The 20,734-nt window shown below is 74.5% G+C and carries 21 protein-coding genes; 9 read left to right on the top strand and 12 right to left on the bottom strand.

Translation table 11 applies throughout. The annotated features are described in order from the left end of the window. Nucleotides 1–6 precede the first annotated feature (6 nt). Nucleotides 7–450 carry a GNAT family N-acetyltransferase gene (locus LN652_RS05065; protein ID WP_230443599.1) on the bottom strand — a complete coding sequence of 148 codons (444 nt, stop codon included), beginning with the start codon at nt 448–450 and terminating at the stop codon, nt 7–9. Continuing rightward, nucleotides 447–1,340: an arylamine N-acetyltransferase family protein gene (locus LN652_RS05070; protein ID WP_230443600.1), complete on the bottom strand. Its 894-nt coding sequence runs from the start codon at nt 1,338–1,340 to the stop codon at nt 447–449. Before LN652_RS05070 ends, LN652_RS05065 begins: the two co-directional genes overlap by 4 nt. A 159-nt stretch (nt 1,341–1,499) precedes the next feature. On the opposite strand from LN652_RS05070, the gene LN652_RS05075 reads away from it, so the two are divergent. From LN652_RS05075 to LN652_RS05085, 3 genes are read left to right on the top strand one after another with little or no spacing between them, the layout of a single operon-like run. Next, the gene (locus LN652_RS05075) at nt 1,500–2,342 is read left to right on the top strand and encodes a DUF4397 domain-containing protein (RefSeq protein WP_230443601.1); all 843 of its coding nucleotides are present in this window, start codon (nt 1,500–1,502) and stop codon (nt 2,340–2,342) included. Beyond that, nucleotides 2,318–3,052, top strand: coding sequence for a class F sortase (locus LN652_RS05080; protein ID WP_230443602.1), 735 nt, complete (start codon nt 2,318–2,320; stop codon nt 3,050–3,052). Before LN652_RS05075 ends, LN652_RS05080 begins: the two co-directional genes overlap by 25 nt. After that, on the top strand, nt 3,049–4,092 hold the full coding sequence (locus LN652_RS05085; RefSeq protein WP_230443603.1) for a hypothetical protein: 1,044 nt from the start codon (nt 3,049–3,051) through the stop codon (nt 4,090–4,092). The genes LN652_RS05080 and LN652_RS05085 overlap by 4 nt, the downstream gene beginning before the upstream one ends. An 18-nt stretch (nt 4,093–4,110) precedes the next feature. Here the strand turns inward: LN652_RS05085 and LN652_RS05090 are convergent, their stop codons facing one another. Both LN652_RS05090 and LN652_RS05095 read right to left on the bottom strand, forming a co-directional pair. Next, entirely contained in the window at nt 4,111–4,761 is a 651-nt protein-coding gene (locus LN652_RS05090) for a response regulator (RefSeq protein WP_230443604.1), read from the bottom strand. Between the two features lie 30 nt (nt 4,762–4,791). Continuing rightward, the gene (locus tag LN652_RS05095; RefSeq protein WP_230443605.1) at nt 4,792–5,316 is read right to left on the bottom strand and encodes a flavin reductase family protein; all 525 of its coding nucleotides are present in this window, start codon (nt 5,314–5,316) and stop codon (nt 4,792–4,794) included. 101 nt (nt 5,317–5,417) lie between these two features. Between LN652_RS05095 and LN652_RS05100 the strand changes: the two genes are divergently transcribed. Then, nucleotides 5,418–7,643, top strand: coding sequence for a spermidine synthase (locus LN652_RS05100; protein WP_230443606.1), 2,226 nt, complete (start codon nt 5,418–5,420; stop codon nt 7,641–7,643). Nucleotides 7,644–7,647: 4 nt separating this feature from the next. Here LN652_RS05100 and macS read toward each other — a convergent pair whose 3' ends face one another. From macS to LN652_RS05115, 3 genes are all read right to left on the bottom strand, one after another. After that, nucleotides 7,648–8,712, bottom strand: coding sequence for a MacS family sensor histidine kinase (macS, locus tag LN652_RS05105; RefSeq protein WP_230443607.1), 1,065 nt, complete (start codon nt 8,710–8,712; stop codon nt 7,648–7,650). A 95-nt stretch (nt 8,713–8,807) separates the two neighbouring features. Beyond that, a complete protein-coding gene (locus LN652_RS05110; protein ID WP_230443608.1) occupies nt 8,808–9,560 on the bottom strand; it encodes a lysophospholipid acyltransferase family protein in 753 nt (250 codons plus the stop codon). A 9-nt stretch (nt 9,561–9,569) separates the two neighbouring features. Continuing rightward, on the bottom strand, nt 9,570–10,379 hold the full coding sequence (locus LN652_RS05115) for an alpha/beta hydrolase (RefSeq protein ID WP_230443609.1): 810 nt from the start codon (nt 10,377–10,379) through the stop codon (nt 9,570–9,572). 47 nt (nt 10,380–10,426) lie between these two features. Between LN652_RS05115 and LN652_RS05120 the strand changes: the two genes are divergently transcribed. Then, nucleotides 10,427–10,885, top strand: a complete 459-nt coding sequence (locus LN652_RS05120) for a hypothetical protein (protein ID WP_230443610.1) — start codon at nt 10,427–10,429, stop codon at nt 10,883–10,885. Here LN652_RS05120 and LN652_RS05125 read toward each other — a convergent pair. Then, nucleotides 10,822–12,255, bottom strand: a complete 1,434-nt coding sequence (locus LN652_RS05125) for a hypothetical protein (protein ID WP_230443611.1) — start codon at nt 12,253–12,255, stop codon at nt 10,822–10,824. The two genes, LN652_RS05120 and LN652_RS05125, sit on opposite strands and share 64 nt — an antisense overlap. A 67-nt stretch (nt 12,256–12,322) precedes the next feature. On the opposite strand from LN652_RS05125, the gene LN652_RS05130 reads away from it, so the two are divergent. Beyond that, nucleotides 12,323–13,558 carry an ornithine cyclodeaminase, nickel-pincer nucleotide-dependent gene (locus tag LN652_RS05130; protein WP_230443612.1) on the top strand — a complete coding sequence of 412 codons (1,236 nt, stop codon included), beginning with the start codon at nt 12,323–12,325 and terminating at the stop codon, nt 13,556–13,558. Here LN652_RS05130 and LN652_RS05135 read toward each other — a convergent pair. Genes LN652_RS05135 through LN652_RS05150 form a run of 4 tightly spaced genes read right to left on the bottom strand, consistent with a single transcriptional unit; the run spans nt 13,543 to nt 16,578 of the window. Further along, nucleotides 13,543–14,502 (bottom strand): ROK family protein, encoded by a 960-nt coding sequence (locus LN652_RS05135; protein WP_230443613.1) that lies wholly within the window; start codon nt 14,500–14,502, stop codon nt 13,543–13,545. The genes LN652_RS05130 and LN652_RS05135 overlap by 16 nt on opposite strands. Continuing rightward, on the bottom strand, nt 14,499–14,921 hold the full coding sequence (locus tag LN652_RS05140; RefSeq protein WP_230443614.1) for a hypothetical protein: 423 nt from the start codon (nt 14,919–14,921) through the stop codon (nt 14,499–14,501). The genes LN652_RS05135 and LN652_RS05140 overlap by 4 nt, the downstream gene beginning before the upstream one ends. Beyond that, nucleotides 14,918–16,123, bottom strand: coding sequence for an ArsA family ATPase (locus tag LN652_RS05145; RefSeq protein ID WP_230443615.1), 1,206 nt, complete (start codon nt 16,121–16,123; stop codon nt 14,918–14,920). The genes LN652_RS05140 and LN652_RS05145 overlap by 4 nt, the downstream gene beginning before the upstream one ends. 17 nt (nt 16,124–16,140) lie before the next feature. Then, nucleotides 16,141–16,578 (bottom strand): SRPBCC family protein, encoded by a 438-nt coding sequence (locus LN652_RS05150; protein WP_230443616.1) that lies wholly within the window; start codon nt 16,576–16,578, stop codon nt 16,141–16,143. A 107-nt stretch (nt 16,579–16,685) separates the two neighbouring features. Between LN652_RS05150 and LN652_RS05155 the strand changes: the two genes are divergently transcribed. The 3 genes from LN652_RS05155 (at nt 16,686) to LN652_RS05165 (ending at nt 20,733) form a co-directional block, all read left to right on the top strand. Further along, nucleotides 16,686–18,482, top strand: a complete 1,797-nt coding sequence (locus LN652_RS05155; protein ID WP_230443617.1) for an AMP-dependent synthetase/ligase — start codon at nt 16,686–16,688, stop codon at nt 18,480–18,482. Nucleotides 18,483–18,742: 260 nt separating this feature from the next. After that, nucleotides 18,743–19,486, top strand: a complete 744-nt coding sequence (gene cpaB / locus LN652_RS05160) for a Flp pilus assembly protein CpaB (RefSeq protein WP_230443618.1) — start codon at nt 18,743–18,745, stop codon at nt 19,484–19,486. 5 nt (nt 19,487–19,491) lie between these two features. Then, on the top strand, nt 19,492–20,733 hold the full coding sequence (locus LN652_RS05165; protein ID WP_230443619.1) for an AAA family ATPase: 1,242 nt from the start codon (nt 19,492–19,494) through the stop codon (nt 20,731–20,733). Nucleotide 20,734 lies beyond the last annotated feature (1 nt).

The following is a 20,734-nucleotide window of genomic DNA, read 5'->3' on the forward strand; positions in this document are numbered from 1 at the left end:
CCGATCCTAGGGAGCGACGTACTCGACCTCGGTCGGGTAGGGCGGCCAGGGGCACTCCTGGGTCGTCCCGCTGGGGTGCCACCCCCAGGCCGCGTAGCGCGTGCGGGCCCGGTCGTTGTCCGCGAGGACCCACAGCCGGCGGGCACCCGCGGCCCTGGCCCGCTCGAACCCCTCCCGTCCCAGCCCGCCGCCCCAGCGGTCGGGACGGACCGCGAGGTGCCGCAGCGTCGCGCCGTCGTGCGCGGTGAGCGCGACCAGTCCCCCGTCGTCCTCGACCACCTCGATGGTGACGCCCGGGTCGTCGAGCAGCAGCACCCACCGCGCCAGCACGTCGTCGTCGGGGTAGGGCAGGTCGCCGAACACGTGGGCCAGCCCGGCGCGGCTGGCGGCGCGCTCGAGGTCGCGCAGCGCCACGGCCTCGTCGGCGGTCGCGGGGCGCCAGGCGGTCACGGCCGCCCCGCCTCCTCCCACGCCCGGTGCGCCGCGAGGGTGCGGTCCCACAGCCACTCCCACTCCTCGGGGGTGACGTCGCCGACCGCCAGCAGCAGGTCGTCGACCAGGGCGGCGCGCCACTCGTCGTACGACGCCAGGTCCTGCTGGTCGCGGGTGTCCGGGGTGAGGACCTGGTGGACGAGCCCGCGGACGGTGAGCAGCCGGGGGCCGTCGATGCGCTGGGCGACGAGCACCCGCCGGAATGGCGAGTCGTCGCTGCCGCTCAGGGTCGCGTGGGCGGACTCGACGGCCGGAGCACCGTGGTCGCGCGAGGTGACGACGACGCCGCCGAGCACCCCGCCCGGCAGGTGCCGGTAGGTCCAGGCGGCCGGACCCGTGGGGCGGCCCGAGGCCTGGGCGCCGAAGCCGGCACCGATGCCGAAGGACCAGCCGTCGACGAGGTGGTCGCCGCGGACCAGCGGGAGCGGCTCGGCGAAGCCCTCCCCCAGACCCGCGTCCGCCCACCAGTGGCCTCCGGGGTTGTCCTCGTCGGGGAGGCCCGACACCACCAGGACCAGGTGGTTGAGCGTCGTGCCCAGCTCGTCCTCGGGGCGGAACCACACGTGTCCGTGGCGCCTGCTGACCGAGAACCCGAGGCGGGTGAGGAGCCACTCCAGCGCGCCGTTCTGCTGGAAGCAGTAGCCGACCCTGCCGCCCGCGGCCGCGCGGTCGACGGCGGCCACGGGGTCGGCGGGGTCCGGCCGGCGCAGCATCGTGGAGAGGTTGTCGTAGGGGATCCGCGCGACCTGCGCGCGGTGCAGACGGCGCAGTCCGGCGAGGTCGGGCGCGGGGGCGTCGCCGAGCCCGAGGCGGGCGAGGTAGCCCTGCACGCGTCGTGTGTCGTCCACGTCGTCCTCCTCCGTGCCAGCCCGGGTCGCACGCAACCTACCCCCAGGGGTGCGGAGCCGGATCCGACGTACCCGATATCGGGGTTGAGCGGGGCCCGGGGCGGTGTTGTGGTGAGGGAGGTCCCCGCTCGGGGGCTGCTCACGGGGGGGACGTACGACATGCACAGGATCGTTCCGGCCACGCTTGCCGCCACCTTGGTGCTGCTGCCGCTCGCGGCGCCGGCGACCGCGGCTCCGACGCCCGCGCTCGTCACCGTCATCCAGGCCGTGCCCGGCACGACCGTCGCCGTCGCCGTCGACGGACGGCAGGTCGCGCGCAACGCCGCGGTCGGCGACGTCCTCGGCCCGCTCGGCCTGACGCCCGGGCGTCACGACATCTCCTTCACCGGCGCCGACTTCACCGTCGACTCCACGCTCGAGGTCGGCGGCGGGGAGGCGAGCGACGTCGTCCTGCACCTGCCGGCGGAGGTCGACGGCGACCCGGTCGTCCACTCCTACGACGCGCCCACGGGGGCGATCGGGCCCGGCAAGGCGCGGGTGCTGCTCGCGCACACCGCGACAGTGCCGCCCGCCGACGTCCAGGTGGACGGGGAGACCGTCTTCACCAACATCGCCAACGGGGAGTTCGCCGACGCCGACGTCCCGGAGGGCTCGATCGAGGTGGCCCTGCTGCCCTCCGGCGCCGGCGGCGACCCGATCCTGGGCCCCCTGGACCTGTCGCTCGCCGCCGGGACGCTGTCGATGGTCTACGCCTACGGCAACCCGCGCGACGGGTCGATGGCCGTCATCGCCCACACCGAGGAGCTCGCACCCGACGGGAGCGTCGTGCCCACCCGGATCGACACCGGGTCGGCGGGGATGGTGGACGACGCGGTCACCACGTTCGCGAGCCCGGCGACGCACGACCCGTCGCGGTCGCCGGTCGCGGTGGCGCTGCTGCTCGTCCTGGCGGCCTCCGTCGCCGCGGGTGGGGCCCGGTGGTCCCGGTCACGGGCCGGGTGACCCGCGGGCTGCTGACGGTGCTCGCCAGCGCCGTGGTCGCGCCGGTCGCAGGGTGCGCGGACGACGTCCCGGCTCCCGCGCGCTCCGCGGCGTCGGCACCGCCCGCCTCCCCGACCTCCCCGACCTCCCCGACCTCCCCGACCTCCCCGACCTCCCCGACCTCCCCGACCTCCCCGTCGGCCAGCGGCTCGCCGACCGACGGCGCGGCCCCGGTGCCGCCCGCGCGGCGTGCACCGTCCGTCGTCGTGGCCCGCCCTCCCGACCGCGCCGTGCTGCCCAGCGGGCGCACGGTCGAGGTGCGGGCGGTGGGCACGGCGTCCGACGGGCTGCTCGCGGTCCCCCGCGACATCGAGGTCGCGGGGTGGTGGCGCGGGGGCTCCCGCGTCGGCGACCCGTTCGGCGTGACGCTCGTCGCCGCCCACGTGGACTCGCGCACCCAGGGGCTCGGGCCGTTCGCGGAGCTGCTCACCGTCGGTCGCGGGGCGCGCGTCGAGCTCGGCGCCGGGGCGTTGCGCCAGGTCTTCGAGGTGCGGACACGCACGCTCGTCCCGCAGGGTCCGCTGACCGACCGCCCCGAGCTCTTCGAGGCCTCGGGCGGACGACGGCTGGTGCTGGTCACCTGCGCCCCGCCCTACGACGCCTCGCGGGGCGGCTACCAGAACCTCGCCGTCCTGACCGCCACGCCGCTCGGCCCACCGGAGGCACCGTGACCCGCAGGAAGCAGTACAAGAACCGGCTGCCCACGGTGCTGCCGCCCGCCCCTCGCCCCGCGCCCGCGGTGGAGTCCGTCCCGCCCGAGCCGGCGCCCGAGCCCGAGCCGGCGCCCGAGACCGAGCCGGCACCCGAGCCGGAGCCGGCACCCGAGCCGCCGGAGCCGGCGCCGACGCCGGAGCCCGAGCCCGAGCCGGACCCCGCGCCGCAGTCCGAGCGCCGGCCCGAGCCCGACACCGAACCGGAGGCCCAGCCGGTCCTCGCGCCGGGCCCCGCGCCCCGCGCCACGCTGCTCTGGGAGGAGGACTCCGGGGCTCCGTCGCGCACCCGCACCGCGGCCGTGCTGCTGGTCCTGGTCGCCGTGGTCGTGGCGGGCGGCGTGCTCGCGGTCCGCCTGCTCGACGGGAGCGGTGGACGCGACGCGGCCGCTCCCCGACTCGACGGCGAGCCGACGCCGAGCGCGGTGCCCGTGCCTCCCGGCGGCTCCCGCGTGGAGGCGACGGTGCGTCCCGGCGGCGACATCGTCGTGACCCAGCGGATCACCTCGCGCACCCCGCTGCGCACCCTCTCGCTCGCCGTGCCCGACGTCGGGACCGACGCCGGGGCCGACGCCGGGGCAGGCGGCCCGGTCCGCGCGACCGACCTCAGCGTGGTGGCCGACGGCGAGACCGTCCCCGCGCCCGACCGGGTGACAGACCGGCCCGCGGAGGTCAGCCTCGACGGCGCCACCTCCCTGCTCATCCGCTACCGCCTCGTGGGCGCCGTGCGGGGCAGCGACTCCGCCCCCGGGCGCGCGCTCGCCCTCGCGACCGCGCTCGACGTGCGCTGGACGCCCGCGCCCGAGCGGGAGACCCGGGTCGTCCGGGCACCCGGGGTGCTGGCCCTGGCCTGCGCCCCGTCACCGGACCAGCCGCCGGTCCCGTGCGGGATCGCGCGGGGCGACGACACGTGGCACGTCGACCTCGAGGGCGACGGCGTCGGCTCGCGGGTCCTGGCCCAGCTCACCGTGCCCGGACTCGGCGGCGGCGCCGCGGGCTGAGGCCGGCTTCGGCCCGGGTCAGTCCTCGGGGCCCTCGTCGAGCCCGTGCTCGATCGCCCACCGCGTGAGCTGGACCCGGTTGTTCATCTGGAGCTTGCGCAGGGTGTTCTGGACGTGGTTCTGCACGGTGCGGTGGGAGAGCACCAGGCGGGCCGCGATCTGCTTGTAGCTCATCCCGGTGGCGACCATCCGGAGGATCTCGGTCTCCCGCTCCGTGAGCTGGTCGCGCGGGTCGTCGGCCGGCCCGTCAGCGATCCGCCGGAACTCCCCCAGCACGAGGCCGGCCAGGCCCGGGGTGAAGACGGTGTCGCCCTCGGACACCCGGACCACGGCGTCGATCAGCTCGGCGCTCGAGGCCGACTTCACGAGGTAGCCGGTGGCGCCGGCCTTGATCGCGTCGAGGACGTCTCCCTGCTCGCCGCTCGCCGACAGGATCAGCACCCGCGCGCTCGGGTCGTGCTCCAGCATCATGCTGGTCACCTGCACGCCGCTGTGGTCGGGGAGCTGGAGGTCGAGGACGACCACGCGCGGGGCCGCCGCCGGGAACCTCGCCATCGCCTCGCGGCCGTTGGACGCCACGGCGACCACCTCGTGGCCGGCCGCCTGCAGGTCGCGCTCGACCGCGTCGCGCCACATCGGGTGGTCGTCCACCACCATCACGCTGACCATGTGACCCCCGTCCTCGACGTCGCGACGATCCTAGACCGCGTCGCGGGCCGGTGGGACGAACCGGCCGCGACGGTGCACGAGCGGGTCGCCGTCGTCGCCGACGACGACCTCGTCGATCCGGCAGGTCACCAGGCTCGACCAGCCCACCTCGGCCACCGACTCCACCGAGAGGAGCGCCCAGGTGTGGGCGTGCTCGAGCCGTGGCCCGTGGTCGGTCCCGACCCACCCCGCCAGACGCCACGGGCCGCCGGGGGCCGGCGCGGTGCCGGCGAACGCCTCGGCCAGCCCGCGGTCCGCCCAGTCGAGGAGCTGCAGGACGCCGCGGCCGGAGGCCACCAGCTCCTCGGTCAGGTCGGCGTCGGGGTCGAGCAGCCCGAGCACGCGGCCGGGCTCGCCGCCGGCGACCATCCACGACGACACCGTGAGCCCCTCCCGGCCGGCGCCCGTGCCGGTGGTCCAGAGCGAGACCGTGCCGGCCAGCCGACCCCGCAGCCGGCGTACGGGATCGCGCTGGCCCTCGGGCTCGAGGAACGGGTGGCTGGTGTGGATCGTCACGTCGCCACGCTAGCGAGGCGCACGCAGGAGGACGAGTTGCGCCGTTGCGGGGTCACGGCACCCCGCGCACCCCTACGCTCTGGGGGACGAGGGGGCCGAGCGTGACAGAGACGACGACCGACCGGGTCGCCGACCGGCGGACCGGCAGCCGCACGACCGACGTCGGCCCCGGCCGCCGCGGACCGGCCGTGGCGGTGCTGTTCGCGTCGACGTCCTTCCTCGGGGCCGGGCTGCTGTTCATGGTCCAGCCGCTCGCCGCGAAGCTGGTGCTGCCGTCCTTCGGCGGATCGGCGACGGTGTGGAGCACGAGCTCGCTGCTCTTCCAGGTCCTCCTCCTGCTCGGCTACGTCTACGCCCACGTGTCGACGCGCCGCCTCGGCGCCCGCTGGCAGCCGCGGGCCCACCTGCTGCTGCTGGCGCTGCCGCTGCTGGCGCTGCCGATCGCGCTGCCGGCGCAGGCCGCGCCCCCGGCCGACGGCAGCCCCGTCCTGTGGCTGCTGCGCACGCTGGTGCTGCTGGTGGGGCTCCCGTTCGCGGTCCTCTCGGCCACCGGCCCGCTCGTGCAGCGGTGGTACGCCTGGTCGGACGGTCCGCGAGCCGACGACCCGTACTTCCTGTTCGCGGGCAGCAACCTGGGCAGCTTCGCGGGGCTGCTCGCCTACCCGTTCCTCGTCGAGCCGCACCTCACGCTGACCCAGCAGCGCGTCGGCTGGTCGGTCGCGTTCGGCGGCTTCCTGGTGCTGATGGCGGCGTGCGCGCTGACCGTCCGCCGCCCGCGACGCGGCGTCCCCGGAGCCGCGGCCACGCCGCGCCCGGCCCCTCCGTCGAGGGGCCAGCTGGCCCGCTGGTGCCTGTGGGCCTTCCTGCCCTCGAGCCTGATGCTCTCCGTGACCGCCCACCTGTCGACCGACATCGCGGCGGTCCCGCTGCTGTGGGTGCTGCCGCTCGCCGCCTACCTCGCGTCGTTCGTCGCCGCCTTCGCCCGGACCGCGCGCAGCGTCCCGGCCCGCCTGGTCGTGCCGTGCGTGACGGTCGCGGTGACCACGGGGGTCACGTCAGCCCTCGGCAGCTCCCGGCTCGCGCCGGTGGTCGTGCTGGTCGTGGTGGCCAACGTGCTGTCGGTGGCGCTCGCAGGCTTCGCCGCCCACGCCCGGCTCGCCGCGAGCCGCCCGGAGCCCGAGCACCTCACGCTGTTCTACCTCGTGGTCTCGGTGGGCGGGGCGCTCGGCGGGCTGCTCAACGGGGTGGTGGCGCCGCTGCTGTTCGACGGCACCTGGGAGCACCTCCTGACCGTCGCCCTGCTCCCGGTGCTCGCGGTGGGCGTGCTGCCGCCGACCTGGACCCGACGACGCGTGCTCGCCGTCGCCGCGACGCCGGTCGCCGGCGTGGCGGTCGTCGCAGCGGCGCGCCTGGTCGTGCCGGGCACGGTCGACCTCGCGACCGGCGCGATCCTCGTCGGCGCGGTGGTCCTCGCCGTCGTCGTCGGCTGGCTCACCCTCCGTGCACCGGCGGCGCTGACCGTGACGCTCCTGCTCGCCTCGCTCGCGGTCGTCGTGGTGGAGGAACGGGCGTCGCTGCTCACGGAGCGCACCTTCTACGGCAGCTACCGCGTGCAGGAGGTGGACGGCACCCACCGCCTGCTGCACGGCACGACCGTCCACGGCAGCCAGTTCCTCGACCCCCGGCTCGCCGGGACCCCCACGACCTACTACGCCAGCGACGGGCCGTTCGGCGACGCGGTGGCCGCGAGCGACGCGCGGGACCTTGGCGTCGTCGGGCTCGGCGCAGGGGCGATCGCGGCCTACGACGTCGACCGCGTCACCTTCTTCGAGATCGACCCCGTGGTCGCCGACATCGCGCGCGACCAGCGCTGGTTCGGCTACCTCGAGGACTCCGCCGCCGACGTCGACGTCGTGGTCGGTGACGGCCGGCTCGCCGCCGCGTCGGTGCCGGAGGGGTCGTACGACCTGCTGGCGCTGGACGCCTTCAGCTCCGACTCGATCCCCGTCCACGTGCTGACCCGCGAGGGGGTGCAGGTGTTCCTCGACCGGGTCCGGCCCGACGGCGCGCTCGCGGTCCACATCAGCAACCGCGTCTTCGACCTGCGTCCCGTCCTCGCCGCGCACGCCCGCGACCTCGGCCTGCGCGCCGTCATGGGCACCGGCGGCGAGGGCCCCGGCGCGGTGCGGAGCGAGTGGGTGGTCCTGACCCGGTCGGACGCGGTGGCCGACGACCTGCTCGCACGCGACCGTTGGCGGCCCCTGCCGACCACCCCCACGGTGACGTGGACCGACGACTACTCCTCGGTCCTCTCCGTGCTCCGCTGACGCCTCAGGCCGGTCCGCCGACCGGGACGGTCAGCTCCCACTCGGTCCCCCACGACCCGCTGTCGACGCGCGCGCTCCCGCCGATCTCCTCGACCCGGCCGCGGATCGAGGAGGCGACCCCGAGGCGCCCGTCCGCCGCCGCACGCTCGAGCCGCCCGGGCGCGATGCCGGGACCGTCGTCGCGCACGGAGACCGTCACCTCGTCGGGGCCGGCCTGGGCCAGCACCCACGCCGACGCGTCGGGGCCGGCGTGCGCCAGGACGTTGTCGAGGCACGCGCGCACGGCGGCCACCGTCTCGCCGGCCACCCGGGCGTCGACGAGCACCGCCGTGCCGGGCGTGGCGACGTCGACCCGCACCGGGTGCGCGGTGGCCATCGCCTCCAGCGCACCGGCGAGGTCGACCCGACCGCCGGGCGCGTCCGGAACGGTGTCCTGCTGGCGGATGAGGGAGCGCAGCCCGCGCTCCTGCTCGCCGGCCAGCCGGGCGAGCTCGGCCCACTCGCCACCGGCCGCGGCGCCGCGGCGCTGGGTCATCGCGAGCACCTGCAGGACCCCGTCGTGCACGGCGCGCGCCAGCCGGGTGCGCTCCTCGGCGGCCGCCGCCGCCCGCTCGGCGGCGTCCCGCTCGCGCGCCATCCGCTGCAGCGACTCGCACATGAAGCCGACGATCGGACCGCCGATGAGGATGAGGAACGTGTTGCCGTAGTTGCCCTGGTCGACGTCCGAGCGCGGCAGCAGGTCGAACGCCGCGATGAGGGCCGACGCCACCAACCCGCCGCGCCAGTGCCAGTGGATCGCCCACGCGAAGAGGGCCCCCATCACGTAGAACCCGGGGACGGTGGCGTTGAAGTCCGGCGACTTCACCCACGGGGTGACGGCGAGCGCGGCCAGCACCACGGCCAGGTCGGCCACGAGCAGCGCCGGCGTCCGGCGCGGCCGGTCGCGGTAGAGCCAGATCGCCGCGCCCGTCCACGCGGCGAGCAGCACCACCACGAGCAGGCCGACCGTCGGGTGGTCGAAGTTGTCGCGGCGGTAGGCGTTGAGGCCCACCATGTTGACCGTCACCACCACCCGCACGATCGCGAGGGCCGCGTGCAGCCGGTCCTCGACGGCGAGCGCCGAGTCGGCGCGCGGAGCCGCGGCCGACGGCGTCGTCGGGGCGCTCAGGACGCCTTCTGCTCCGGCCCGGCGGCGGCCTTCTCCCGCTCGGCCTGCTCGGCGGCGGCCTGCTTGGCCTGCTCCTTGGCGAGCTCCTTGGCCTTGGCGGCGTAGAGGTCGACGTACTCCTGCCCCGACAGCCGCATGATCTCGTACATGATCTCGTCGGTGATCGAGCGCAGGATGTAGCGGTCGTTCTCCATCCCGGCGTAGCGGGAGAAGTCGAGCGGCTTGCCGAACCGGACCACCGGACGCGTCCAGGTGCCGTAGACCTTGCCGGTGGGGGCGACCACGTCGGTGCCGACGACCGCGCAGGGGATCACCGGAGCGCCGGACTCGAGCGCGAGACGGGCCACGCCGGTCTTCCCGCGGTAGAGCCGGCCGTCGTGCGACCGGGTGCCCTCGGGGTAGATCCCGAACAGGTCACCCTCGGCCAGGATCTTCATCGCCGACTTCATCGCCCCCTCGGCGGCGTTGGCGCCCGACCGGTCGATCGGGACCTGCCCGGCTCCGGTGAAGAACTTCTTCTGGAACCAGCCCTTGATGCCGGGGGTGGTGAAGTACTCCGCCTTGGCCACGAACGTGACCCGCCGGTTGAGCGTCAGCGGCATGAAGAGCCAGTCGGCGTAGGACAGGTGGTTGCTGGCCAGGATGGCCGGACCGTCGGCCGGGACGTGCTCGACGCCGAAGGCCTTGGGCCGGAAGACGAGTCGCAGCACCGGCCCGAGGGCGATCCACTTCAGGAACCAATAGAGCACGGGTCGACTCTAGCTCCGCTCGGCGGTGACGCGCGCGATGAAGTCCGCCGACTCCGAGAAGATCCGCGGCGCGTCGTTGTCGAGGGTCGCGACGTGGTAGCTGTCCTCGAGCACCCGCTCCTCGAAGTCCTTCGAGGACAGGCCCGCGTTGAGCGCCCGGGAGGTCGAGATGTCGACGACGTGGTCCTCCGCGGAGCGGAAGTAGAGCACCGGGACGGTGATCCGCGGGAGGTCGCGGCGCAGCTCGGCGTAGCCGGCGAACATCGACGCGGCCGCCTTCAGCGGGGTCATCGGGTAGCCGTGCTCGTCGGCGCCGGGCTTCTTGATGTCGTTGGCGATCCCGGGCATGGCCGGGACGACGTGCTTGAGCACGGGGAGCGCCTTGACGTCCTTGCGGAGCGTGTCGACGGCCGGGTTGACCAGGCAGATGCCGGCGAGCCCGTCGCCCTTGTCGGCGGCGAGCCGGAGGCACAGCGCACCTCCCATGGAGAGGCCGACCGCGACCACCGCGTCGTTCTCCGCGGCGAGCTTGTCGTAGGCGCCCTCCACGGTGGCCACCCAGTCGGCCCACGTCACCCGGTTGAGGTCCTGCCAGCGCGTGCCGTGCCCGGGGAGCAGCGGCATCTCGACGGCGTAGCCCCGCGCGGCGAGGTCCTCGGCCCAGGGCCGCATCGAGAACGGGTTGCCGGTGAAGCCGTGCTGGACCAGCACGCCGACCCGGCGGCCACCGGTCAGCTCGGGGCGGGCCGACACCGACATCGGGGCGACCAGGGCGGGGTCGAGGGGCGCGTCGGGTGCGCCGCGGAAGGGGATCCTCACGCCGAGGAGTCTGCCGCATCCGGGGTGCCACGGGTACCGTGAACCGCGTGACGACCCCGGGCGACGACAGCCGCACCGAGCAGGCGTGGCGCGACATCGTCGAGAACTACGGCGAGCGGGCGGTGCTGCCCGACGAGGACGCGCGGCGGCCTGCACCGGACCGCGACGACGCAGGACGCGACGACCCGGACGCCGTGGCGGACGACGTGGCGCACGACGAGGTGCCCGACCGGGCGGACGAGGCCGCGCGGGTGGCCGAGGTCGACCGGTTCCGCCCGCCCCCGGCGCCGCCGCTCCCCCGTCCCCGCACCTGGCAGCGCGGCGTGGCGTGGTCCGGCGTCTTCGTTGCCCCGCTCCTGGCGCTCGTGATCGGGCTGTTCTCGATCTACGTCACCCCGTTGGTCGGGTGGGCGCTGCTGGCGTGGTTCGTGGGCGGCTTCGGCTACCTCGTGCGGGAGATGCCCCGCTCGCCGCGCGACCCCTGGGACGACGGCTCACGGGTCTGAGCGTCGTCGTCGCGCGCACCCGCGCGCACCGGGTCGTCGGTGGTCCAGGTGACGGCCGCCAGCACGAAGGCGGCGCTGATGAACGCGTAGTAGTTCATGAAGCCGAACTTGGACGTCAGCACCGTCACGAGCAGGCTGAGCGCGATCCCGAGCGAGACCGCGGTCGCGCCGGGACGGGTGCGCCAGGCGACCAGGGCCGACGTCAGCAGCCCCAGCACCGGTGACAGGGAGAGCACCCACCCGGGCAGCTCGCCGACGGCCGCCTTGAGCCCGGGCAGGAGCGACACCGCGTCGTCGCGGAAGGGCTGGCGGAACTGGAACTCGACCGCCGACCGCACGAAGGCGCCGAGGTCCCACACCACGAACGGCACGAGCACCACGGAGCCGACCGCCGCGGCCACCACGACCGTGCGCCACCCGACCGACCGGGCGACGCTGAGCAGCGCCGGGACGTAGGACACGGCGTACTGCTTCGACGCGAACAGCAGGCCGAGCGGCACCGCCGCCCACGACCGCCCGGACCGCATGCCGACCACGGTCAGGGCCAGCAGCCCGACCATGACCGGCTCGACCCAGTAGCCGATCACCACCGTCGAGGAGGTGCTGCCGCAGACCACGACCAGGGCGGTGACGCGGCCGAGCGCGTCGGTGGCGAGGTGCCACGCCACGGCCGTGGCGACCAGCAGGCACGCGAGGTGCATCCACCGCGCGTCCCCGAGGAGGTAGGCCGGGACGTCGAGCAGCAGGGGCGCCGGCAGGTAGGGGAACCCGCACTGGACGACGCCGTCCACCACCACCCCGGGCCCGTAGAACAGTCCGGTCTCGACCGGCCCGTAGGGGTTGTCGATGGTGATCGCGTAGGGCGACGTGCCGTGCAGCAACGCGTCCAGGCCGCCGCGCAGGAACGCCGACACGTCGATCTCGACCTCGGCCAGCAGGATGCGGGCACCCGCGAGCACCGCGAACGACGCCAGCAGCACCCACAGCCCGAGCCGGCGCCGCGACGGGCCACCCCACACCGCGACCGCCGCCCCGGCCGCCATCAGCGCACCGAGGACGACGCCGAGCCAGGCCGGGACGCCGGAGTCGCCGGCGAGGTAGGCGTTCCCAGCGACGCCGAGCGCGCACACAGCGGCCACGACGGCGACGACCAGGCCCGGCCGGACCGGCTCGGCGGTGCGCCGCGCGACCAGCGACCACAGGCAGGTCAGGGCGAGCACCAGCAGGACCAGCGGCATCACGATCGTGGGCCGCACCGACGAGTACTGCAGGGTGCACGTCGCCGCCAGGACGGCGGCAGCGGCACGCGGCAGCGGGACGCCCGACGGCGCATGAGGCGCGGCAGCGCGGGGCGCGGCATGGTCGGGCATGGCGAGGAGTCAACCATCCTTCGCGTCCCGCGTACGCGAGTTCGGTCGACGCACTAGGGTCTCGCCGGTGGGGACGAGCGAGACCGTCGAGGTCACCGGACACCTGATGGACAGCGGGATCCTGTCCCGGATCCTCGACGACATCCGCGACTACGGCGGCGACTACGTCATCGACCACTTCGACGTGGGCCACGAGGCCGACGACCCCAGCCGCGCCCGGATCACCGTCCAGGCCGAGGACGACTCGTCCCTCCAGCGGCTGCTGATGCGCCTGCAGACCCGCGGGGTGAACCCGCTCGCCCCCGGCGAGGCGGCGACGGCGCCCGTGGAGCGCGACGGCGTGCTGCCCGAGGGCTTCTACTCCACCACCAACCTCGACACCCGCGTACGCCTCGACGGCGCGTGGCACACCGTCGAGAACCCCGAGATGGACTGCGGCCTCGCGGTGCTCGAGGCGCCTGACGGCACCCGGCGGGTGCGCACCGTGCCGATGGCCGACGTCCGGACGGGCATGCAGGTCGTGGTGGGCGCCTCCGGCATCCGGGTGGTGACGCCCGAGCCCGGCCACGAGCCGGCCGGCGGTGCCGACGACGACGGTGCGACCGACAAGCCCCAGGCGGTGCTCGTGCGGCAGGTGGCCGACGGCATGCGCCGCACCCGCGCCGACGGCAAGCGGCTGCTGTGGGTGGCCGGACCCGGCGTGGTGCACACCGGGGCCGTGCCGGCGCTGGTCGCGCTGATCGGGGCCGGGTTCGTCGACACGCTGTTCGCTGGCAACGCGCTCGCCACCCACGACATCGAGTCCGCGATCTACGGCACCAGCCTGGGCGTCGGCCTGACCATGTCGCAGGGCATCGAGCACGGGCACGAGCACCACGTCCGCGCGCTCAACACGGTCCGCAGGGCGGGCTCGATCGCCGCGGCCGTCGCCGACGGCACCGTGACGAGCGGGATCATGCACGCGCTGGTGGTCCACGGGAAGGACTTCGTCCTCGTCGGCTCGGTCCGCGACGACGGACCGCTGCCGGACGTCCACACCGACGTGCTCGAGGGCCAGCGCGCCATGCGCGCACACATCCAGGACGTCGGCCTCTGCCTGATGATGGCCACCCAGCTGCACTCCGTCGCGACCGGCAACATCCTGCCGGCGAGCGTCCCGCTCGTCTGCGTCGACATCAACCCCGCCACGGTCACCAAGCTCACCGACCGCGGGGCCAGCCACGGGCGCGGCATCGTCACCGACGTCGGCCTGTTCCTCGAGCAGCTCGCGCTCGAGCTCGTGCCGGACTACCGCAGGGCCTGAGCGGCGAGCAGCGCCGCTCCCACCATCCCCGACTCCGGCCCCAGGCTCCCGGCCACCAGGTCGGGCACGCGACGGTGCGCCCCGCCGACCAGCGAGCGCCGCAGCGCCGCACGGGCGGGCTCGAGCAGCCGGTCGCCGGCCGCGGACACCCCGCCGCCGATCACGACGAGCTGGGGGTCGAGGGCAGCGACCAGGTTGGCGGCGCCGACGCCCAGCCAGTCGCCGACGGACGCGAAGGCCCGACGCGCGACGAGGTCGCCCTGCTCGGCCGCGGCGCTCACCATCGGGCCGGTGACACCGTCGGGGCCGCCGGCCATCTCGGCGAGGACCGACGGCTGCTCGGCCATGAGGGCCCGCGCGTCGCGCACGAGGGCGTTGCCCGACGAGTACTGCTCCCAGCAGCCCTGCCGACCGCACTCGCACGCCCGTCCGTCCGGGACGACCTGCATGTGCCCGAACTCCCCCGCCATGCCGTTCGCACCGCGCAGCACCCGGCCGTCGAGCAGCAGCGCCCCGCCGATGCCGGTGCCCATCGTGACCATCAGGGCCGACGACGCGCCGCGGGCCACGCCGTGGTGCGCCTCGGCCCGGGCCGCGCAGTTGGCGTCGTTGTCGAGCGCCACGGGGCACCCGAGCCGCTCCTCCAGCAGCGCGCGCAGCGGCTCGCCCTGCCACGGCAGGTGCGGCGCGAACATGACCCGCTCCCCCGCGGAGTCGACGAAGCCGGCCGCAGCCACCCCGACCGCCGCGAGCGGCCGGTCGGCGGACGCCTCGAGGACGGCCGCGACGAGCGCGTCCTCGACCTGCCGGGTCAGCACCCGCCGTCCCGGGGTGGTGCGCCGCGCGGTGGCGCCGACCCGGCCGTCGGGCCCGACCACGCCGGCCAGGACCTTGGTGCCCCCGATGTCGACGCCGACGACGACGCCGTGACCCGCGGCGCTCACTCGTCCCCGGGCCAGTCGTCGGAGAGGTCCGGGTCGTCGAGGTCGACGTGCTCGACGTCGCCGCGCCCGTCGGGCTGCCGCCGCGCCGCACCGCGACCGGCGTCGTGGGTGGCCAGCAGGGCGTTCGCGGCGTGGGCCAGGGAGGTGACGGCCGCGGCGAGGTGCCCGGTGACCTCGGGCCCGAGCTGGCGCACCGCGTGGACCGTCCGGCAGATCGGGCACACCGTGCACTCGGCCGCCCCGGTCGCGAGGTGGTCGTCGAGGTCGCGCGCCGACGCGGCCGCCTGGGCGGCGAGCCCGGCGAGGCCGTCGCCCGCGTCGTCGGCGTGGTCGCGCGCCCAGCCGGACAGCGCGCCGAGCAGCCTGACCGCCTCCTCGCCGAGGGAGCCCACCTCGGGGGCGTCGCCCGCCTCGCTCACGTGGTCTCCTGCCGGTCGGATGGGTGGTCGGGTCGGTGGTCCGGGCCGGTGAACCTGACCTGCAGCTCCCCGTCACGCACCCGCGCCCCCGCGACGCGGTGCCGCGCCAGTCCCGGGGGGAGGGTCAGGAGCCGACGATACGACGCGACCGACACGACGAGCTCGTCCCCCCTGCGCGCGAGACGGACGTCGTCGCGCGTCGCGAGCGGGACCGGGAGCGCCAGGACCCGACCCCCCGCTCCCTCGCGCACGGACATCACGGGCGCCCCACCGGCGCCGGCCAGCGGGTCCGCGTCTCCGTAGACGTCGTGCGCCAGCGCCAGCAGCTCGTCGCGACCGACCGGCTCGACGGCGCGGTAGGGCGAGGTGCGCAGGTCGAGCCCGGCGAAGGAGTCCGCGGCGTCGGCGAGGACCCGCCGCTGGGCCGCCACCCACGTCGTGCGCCACTCGTCCGCGCCGTCGGCGGGGAAGACCCGGTTGACCACCGCGGAGTCGACGGCGTAGCCGAACAGCGACAGGTGCGTGTAGGCCCGGCGCGCCTCGGCGAGCACCACCGTCTCGGGCGTGAGGACGAGGCGCACAGAGGCCCCGGGACCGGTCAGCACCGTGCGGGCGTCGTCGAGCTCGGCGTGCAGCCGCTCGAGCGCGTCGAACACGGGAGAGCCGGGCATCGGCACGCCCGCGGCCCGGCTGAGCACCGGCTTGAGGGCCCGCACGACCCGCCGCTCGACGGGCAGCACCCGGTCGACGTACCACCCCAGCGCCTCGGGCAGGGCGAGCAGCCGCAGCGTCTCCGCGGTCGGCGCGCAGTCGACGACGATCACGTCCCACTCGCCCGAGCGGGCCCGTGCCCGCACCTCGAGCAGCGCGAGCACCTCCTCCGCGCCGGGGAGCACCGTGAGCTCCTCCGCCGCCACCGGGTCGACGCCGGCGACGTCCATCACGTCCAGCAGGTAGCGCTGGACATCGCCCCACGACTGCTCGAAGCGCCGCTGCGCGTCGACGTGCTGGAGCCACAGCCCCGGCGCCACCTCGACGGGCTCGCCGCCGGCCGGGACGTCGAGCGCGTCGGCCAGCGAGTGGGCCGCGTCGGTGGACATCACCAGCGTCCGGTGGCCGGCGTCGGCGCTCGCGCACGCGACGGCCGCGGCCAGGGTCGACTTGCCGACGCCGCCCTTGCCGGTGAACAGCAGGATCCGCAACCCCGGGACCCCGCCGGTCAGAGCGACTCGACGCGCTTCTTGAGCCCCTTCAGCGCGGTGTCGATGAGGATCTTCTCGCCCTTGCGCTTCAGCATCCCGATCAGCGGGATGCTGACGTCGAGGGCCAGGCGGTAGGTCACCTCGGTCGACCCGTTGCCGAGGTCCTCGAGCGTGTACGCGCCGTCGAGCATCTTCAGCATGTTGCCCTCGACGAGGGACCAGGTGACCTCGCGGTCGCCGTGCCAGTCGTAGGCGAGGGTGTACTCGTCCTTGATCGGCGAGACGTCGAGGGCGAAGTGGACCTGGTCGGCGCGACCCGCCGCACCGGGGGCGGTGACCTCCGCGACCTGCACGCCCTTGGCCCACTCGGGGTAGGACTCGAAGTCGGCGATGACGGCCATGACGTCGGCCGGAGGAGCGTCGATCGTGATCGACGAGGAGGTCTGTTCGGCCATGGCCGGAGCCTAGCCCACGGCCCCGGGACCTCCCGGCGCGCAGGCTCACGGACGGGCGAGGATAGCCTGCGCTACGCACATCGTCACCGATCCCGGGAGGTTCCCCCGTGCGTGAGTTCGCAGCGGCGCTCTCCATCTCCGTCCCGACCACCGGGAACCTCACCGACGACGTCGTCACCAACGCCGCCGAGGCTCCCGACGCCGTGGTCTTCAGCCGCCGCGTGGGCGAGGAGTGGACCGACGTCACGGCGGCCGAGTTCCACGACGAGGTGCGCGCGGTCGCCAAGGGCCTGGTGGCCGCCGGCGTCGAGGTGGGCGACCGGGTCGCGCTGCTGTCGAAGACCCGCTACGAGTGGACCCTGCTCGACTACGCGACCTGGTTCGCCGGCGCCGTGGGCGTGCCGATCTACGAGACCTCCTCCGCGGAGCAGATCGGCTGGATCCTCTCCGACTCCGGCGCGCGCGCCGTCGTCGCCGAGGGCGCCGACCACCTCGCCCGGGTGCGGGAGGCCCGCGAGGCCGCCGACCTGCCCGAGCTGCAGCACGTGTGGTCGATCCAGGACAACGCGGTCGACGTGCTCCGACGCCTCGGCTCCGACATCACCGACGAGGCCCTCGAGGAGCGCCGCACCGCCGCCACCCCGCAGGACCTGGCCACGCTGATCTACACCAGCGGCACGACCGGGCGCCCCAAGGGCTGCATGCTCACCCACGGCAACTTCATGTTCGAGCTGGGCGTCGCCGTCGACGAGCTGTCCGACCTCTTCGACACCGAGGAGTCCTCCACCCTCCTGTTCCTGCCCCTGGCGCACGTCTTCGCCCGGATCATCCAGATCGGTGCGGTCAAGAGCCGCACCCGCCTGGGCCACAGCGCGGACATCAAGAACCTCGTCACCGACCTCGGCGAGTTCCGGCCCACCTTCATCCTCGCAGTGCCGCGGGTCTTCGAGAAGGTCTTCAACAGCGCCTCGCAGCGCGCGACCGCCGACGGGCGCGGCGCGATCTTCGACCGTGCGGCCGACGTCGCGATCGCCTGGTCGCGGGCGCTCGACGGCCCGCGGGTCCCGCTGCGGCTGCGGGCGCAGCACGCGCTGTTCGACCGCCTCGTCTACGGCAAGCTGCGCCAGGCCCTCGGCGGTCGGTGCGCCCACGCCGTGTCGGGCGGCGCCCCGCTGGGTGACCGCCTCGGCCACTTCTACCGCGGCATCGGCCTCAGCGTGCTCGAGGGCTACGGCCTCACGGAGACGACCGCCGCGCTCGCGGTCAACCTGCCCGGCGCGCAGAAGATCGGCACGGTGGGGCGCCCGATCCCCGGCACCGCCGTGCGCGTCGGTGACGACGGCGAGCTGCTCTTCCGCGGCGGCCAGGTCTTCACCGGCTACTGGGGCAACGACGCGGCCACCCACGAGGCGATCGACCGCGACGGCTGGTTCCACACCGGCGACGTCGGGGAGGTCGACGACGAGGGCTTCGTCCGGATCACCGGCCGCAAGAAGGAGATCCTCGTGACCGCGGGCGGCAAGAACGTCGCGCCCGCCGTGCTCGAGGACCGGCTGCGCGCGCACGCCCTCGTCGACCAGTGCCTCGTGGTCGGCGACGGCCAGCCCTTCATCGGCGCCCTCGTCACCCTCGACCGCGAGACGTTCCCCGCGTGGGCCGAGCAGCACGGCAAGACCGGCGCGATCGCCGACCTGCTCGACGACCCCGACCTGGTCGCGGCCGTGCAGGACGCCGTCGACGAGGCCAACAAGGCGGTCTCGAAGGCCGAGTCGATCCGCAAGTTCACGATCCTCCCGGGCGAGTGGACCGAGGAGGGCGGCCAGCTCACCCCGAGCCTCAAGCTCAAGCGCAACGTCGTGGTCCGCGAGGCCCGTGCCGACATCGAGGCGCTCTACCTCTCCTGAGCCCGCGCGGCGACGGGCTAGACCATGACTAGGCGGGACTAGTCCTTTCGGGCCATGTCGGGGCCACCATCGGGTGGTTTGTGCGGCTTAGCCCTCCCCGCCCCGCGGCCGGTCCTATGGTCGGCGGTGCACGAAGGGACGTCGGGGCCCTTCGGAACCCCGACGGTGACGGCACCTCCCCACCTTCGACGGTCGGCATCCCACCCGGCACACATCTGAGCGTTTCCACCCCCGTGGAACTGACCTCGAAGGAATGCCTGATGGCGCGTCGTTCCGTAATCCTCACCCTGGCCATCATCACGGCCCTCGTGGGCACGATGCTGATCGTCCTCTACGTCCAGGGCATCGACAGCCGGGCCACCAAGGGCCAGGAGCTCGTCGAGGTCCTGGTCGCCAAGGACGTCGTCAGCGCCGGCGAGAGCGTCGCCGCTGCCGAGGAGGCCGGCAAGTTCGAGAAGAAGCAGGTGCGCCGCGAGGACCTCGTCCCGGGCTTCCTGTCCTCCTCCACGAGCGTCACCGGCCTCGTCGCGACCGGCAACATCTACCCGGGTGAGCAGCTGATCGCCGACAAGTTCGGCAGCGTCGGCGACACCCAGAGCCTGGTCATCCCCGACGACAAGCTCGCCATGTCGGTCGAGCTCACCGACCCCGAGCGCGTCGCCGGGTTCGTGAACCCCGGCTCCGAGGTCGCGGTGTTCGTGACCGTGAGCGACCCGAAGTCCTACACCCGGGTGCTGCTCACCCGCGTGACGGTGATCGGTGTCGGCCAGACCACGACGACGTCGCGGACCGTGACCGACCAGTCCGGCGCCCAGACGATCGAGGAGGTGCCCAAGACGATCCTCACCCTGGCGCTCAGCCAGAAGGAGACCGAGAAGCTCATCTGGGCCGACCGCTTCGGCGACCTGAACTTCGCGCTCCTGAGCGACAAGACCACCGTCAACGACGAGAAGGGCGTCGACGCCCCGATCGTCGTCCCCGGTCTCCCGGCGATCGTCGGCTGACCACCATGACCACCATCCTGGAGACCGACTCCGGACAACGGTCCATCCTGCAGGCCATGCTGCACGGCTCGACCGCCGTCGCCAGCGTCGCCGACCTCCACTCCCACGTCCAGGGCGCCGCCCACGAGTTCGCGGTCGTGATCGGCCCCGGCATCACCACGGGCGAGGCCACCGAGTTCGCCGAGTGGGCGCGGATCAACCGGCCCGACCTCGGCGTGATCCTGCTGCGCGACACCGTCGACGCCAACGCCCTCGCGATGGCCCTGCGCAGCGGGATGCGCGAGGTCGTCCAGAGCAAGGACCTCGCGGGCATCACCACCGCGGTGCAGCGCGCACGGACCGTGGCCAGCGCCATCGGGCAGACCATGCTCGGCGAGGTGCAGGCCGCGGCCGAGGAGGCCAAGGCGCGCCTCGTCGCGGAGGCGGAGGCCGAGCGGGCCGCCGCCGAGGCGCCGACCGGCCGGCTGTTCACCGTCTTCTCCACCAAGGGTGGGGTCGGCAAGAGCCTGGTCGCGGTCAACACCGCGGTCGCGCTGTCGCAGAAGGGCCACCGCGTCTGCCTGGTGGACCTCGACGTCAACAGCGGCGACGTCGCGATCATGCTGCAGCTCTCCCCCAGCCGGAACGTCAACGACCTCGTCGCGTTCCGCGGCGGGATCGACCAGGGCGCGATCGAGTCGCTCCTGACGGAGCACTCCGAGCGGCTGTCCGTGGTGGCGGCGCCGGTGACCCTCGACTCCCCCGACCAGGCGTCCGGCGAGGAGATCGGCCAGATGCTCGACGGGCTCAAGGGACTGTTCGAGTACGTGGTCGTCGACACGTCCGGCGTCTTCGACGACCAGGCGCTCGCCGCGCTCGACCGCTCGGACTCGATCATCCTGGTCGGCACCCTCGACATCCCCGCCCTCAAGGGGCTCAAGCTCGCCGCCAGCACGCTCGACCTGCTCAACTTCTCCCGCAGCTCGTGGTCGTTCGTGCTCAACCGTGCCGACGCGAAGGTCGGCCTGACGCAGGCCGAGTACGAGTCGACGCTCGGCGTGAAGGCCGACGCCACGATGGTGTCCAGCCGCGAGGTGCTGGCCGCGGTCAACCGCGGGGAGGCACTGGTCACCGCCTTCCCGGGCAACGTCAACAGCAAGGCGCTCACGGCGTTCGCCGGCACCCTCGCGCAGGCACACGCCACCACCGACTCCCCCGCCCCCGCCACGGAACGCAAGGGTGGCCGTCTCCGCAAGAGGAAGGGCTGAC

The sequence above is a fragment of the Nocardioides okcheonensis genome, from assembly GCF_020991065.1.
In the GTDB taxonomy this organism is placed as follows: Bacteria; Actinomycetota; Actinomycetes; order Propionibacteriales; family Nocardioidaceae; genus Nocardioides; species Nocardioides okcheonensis.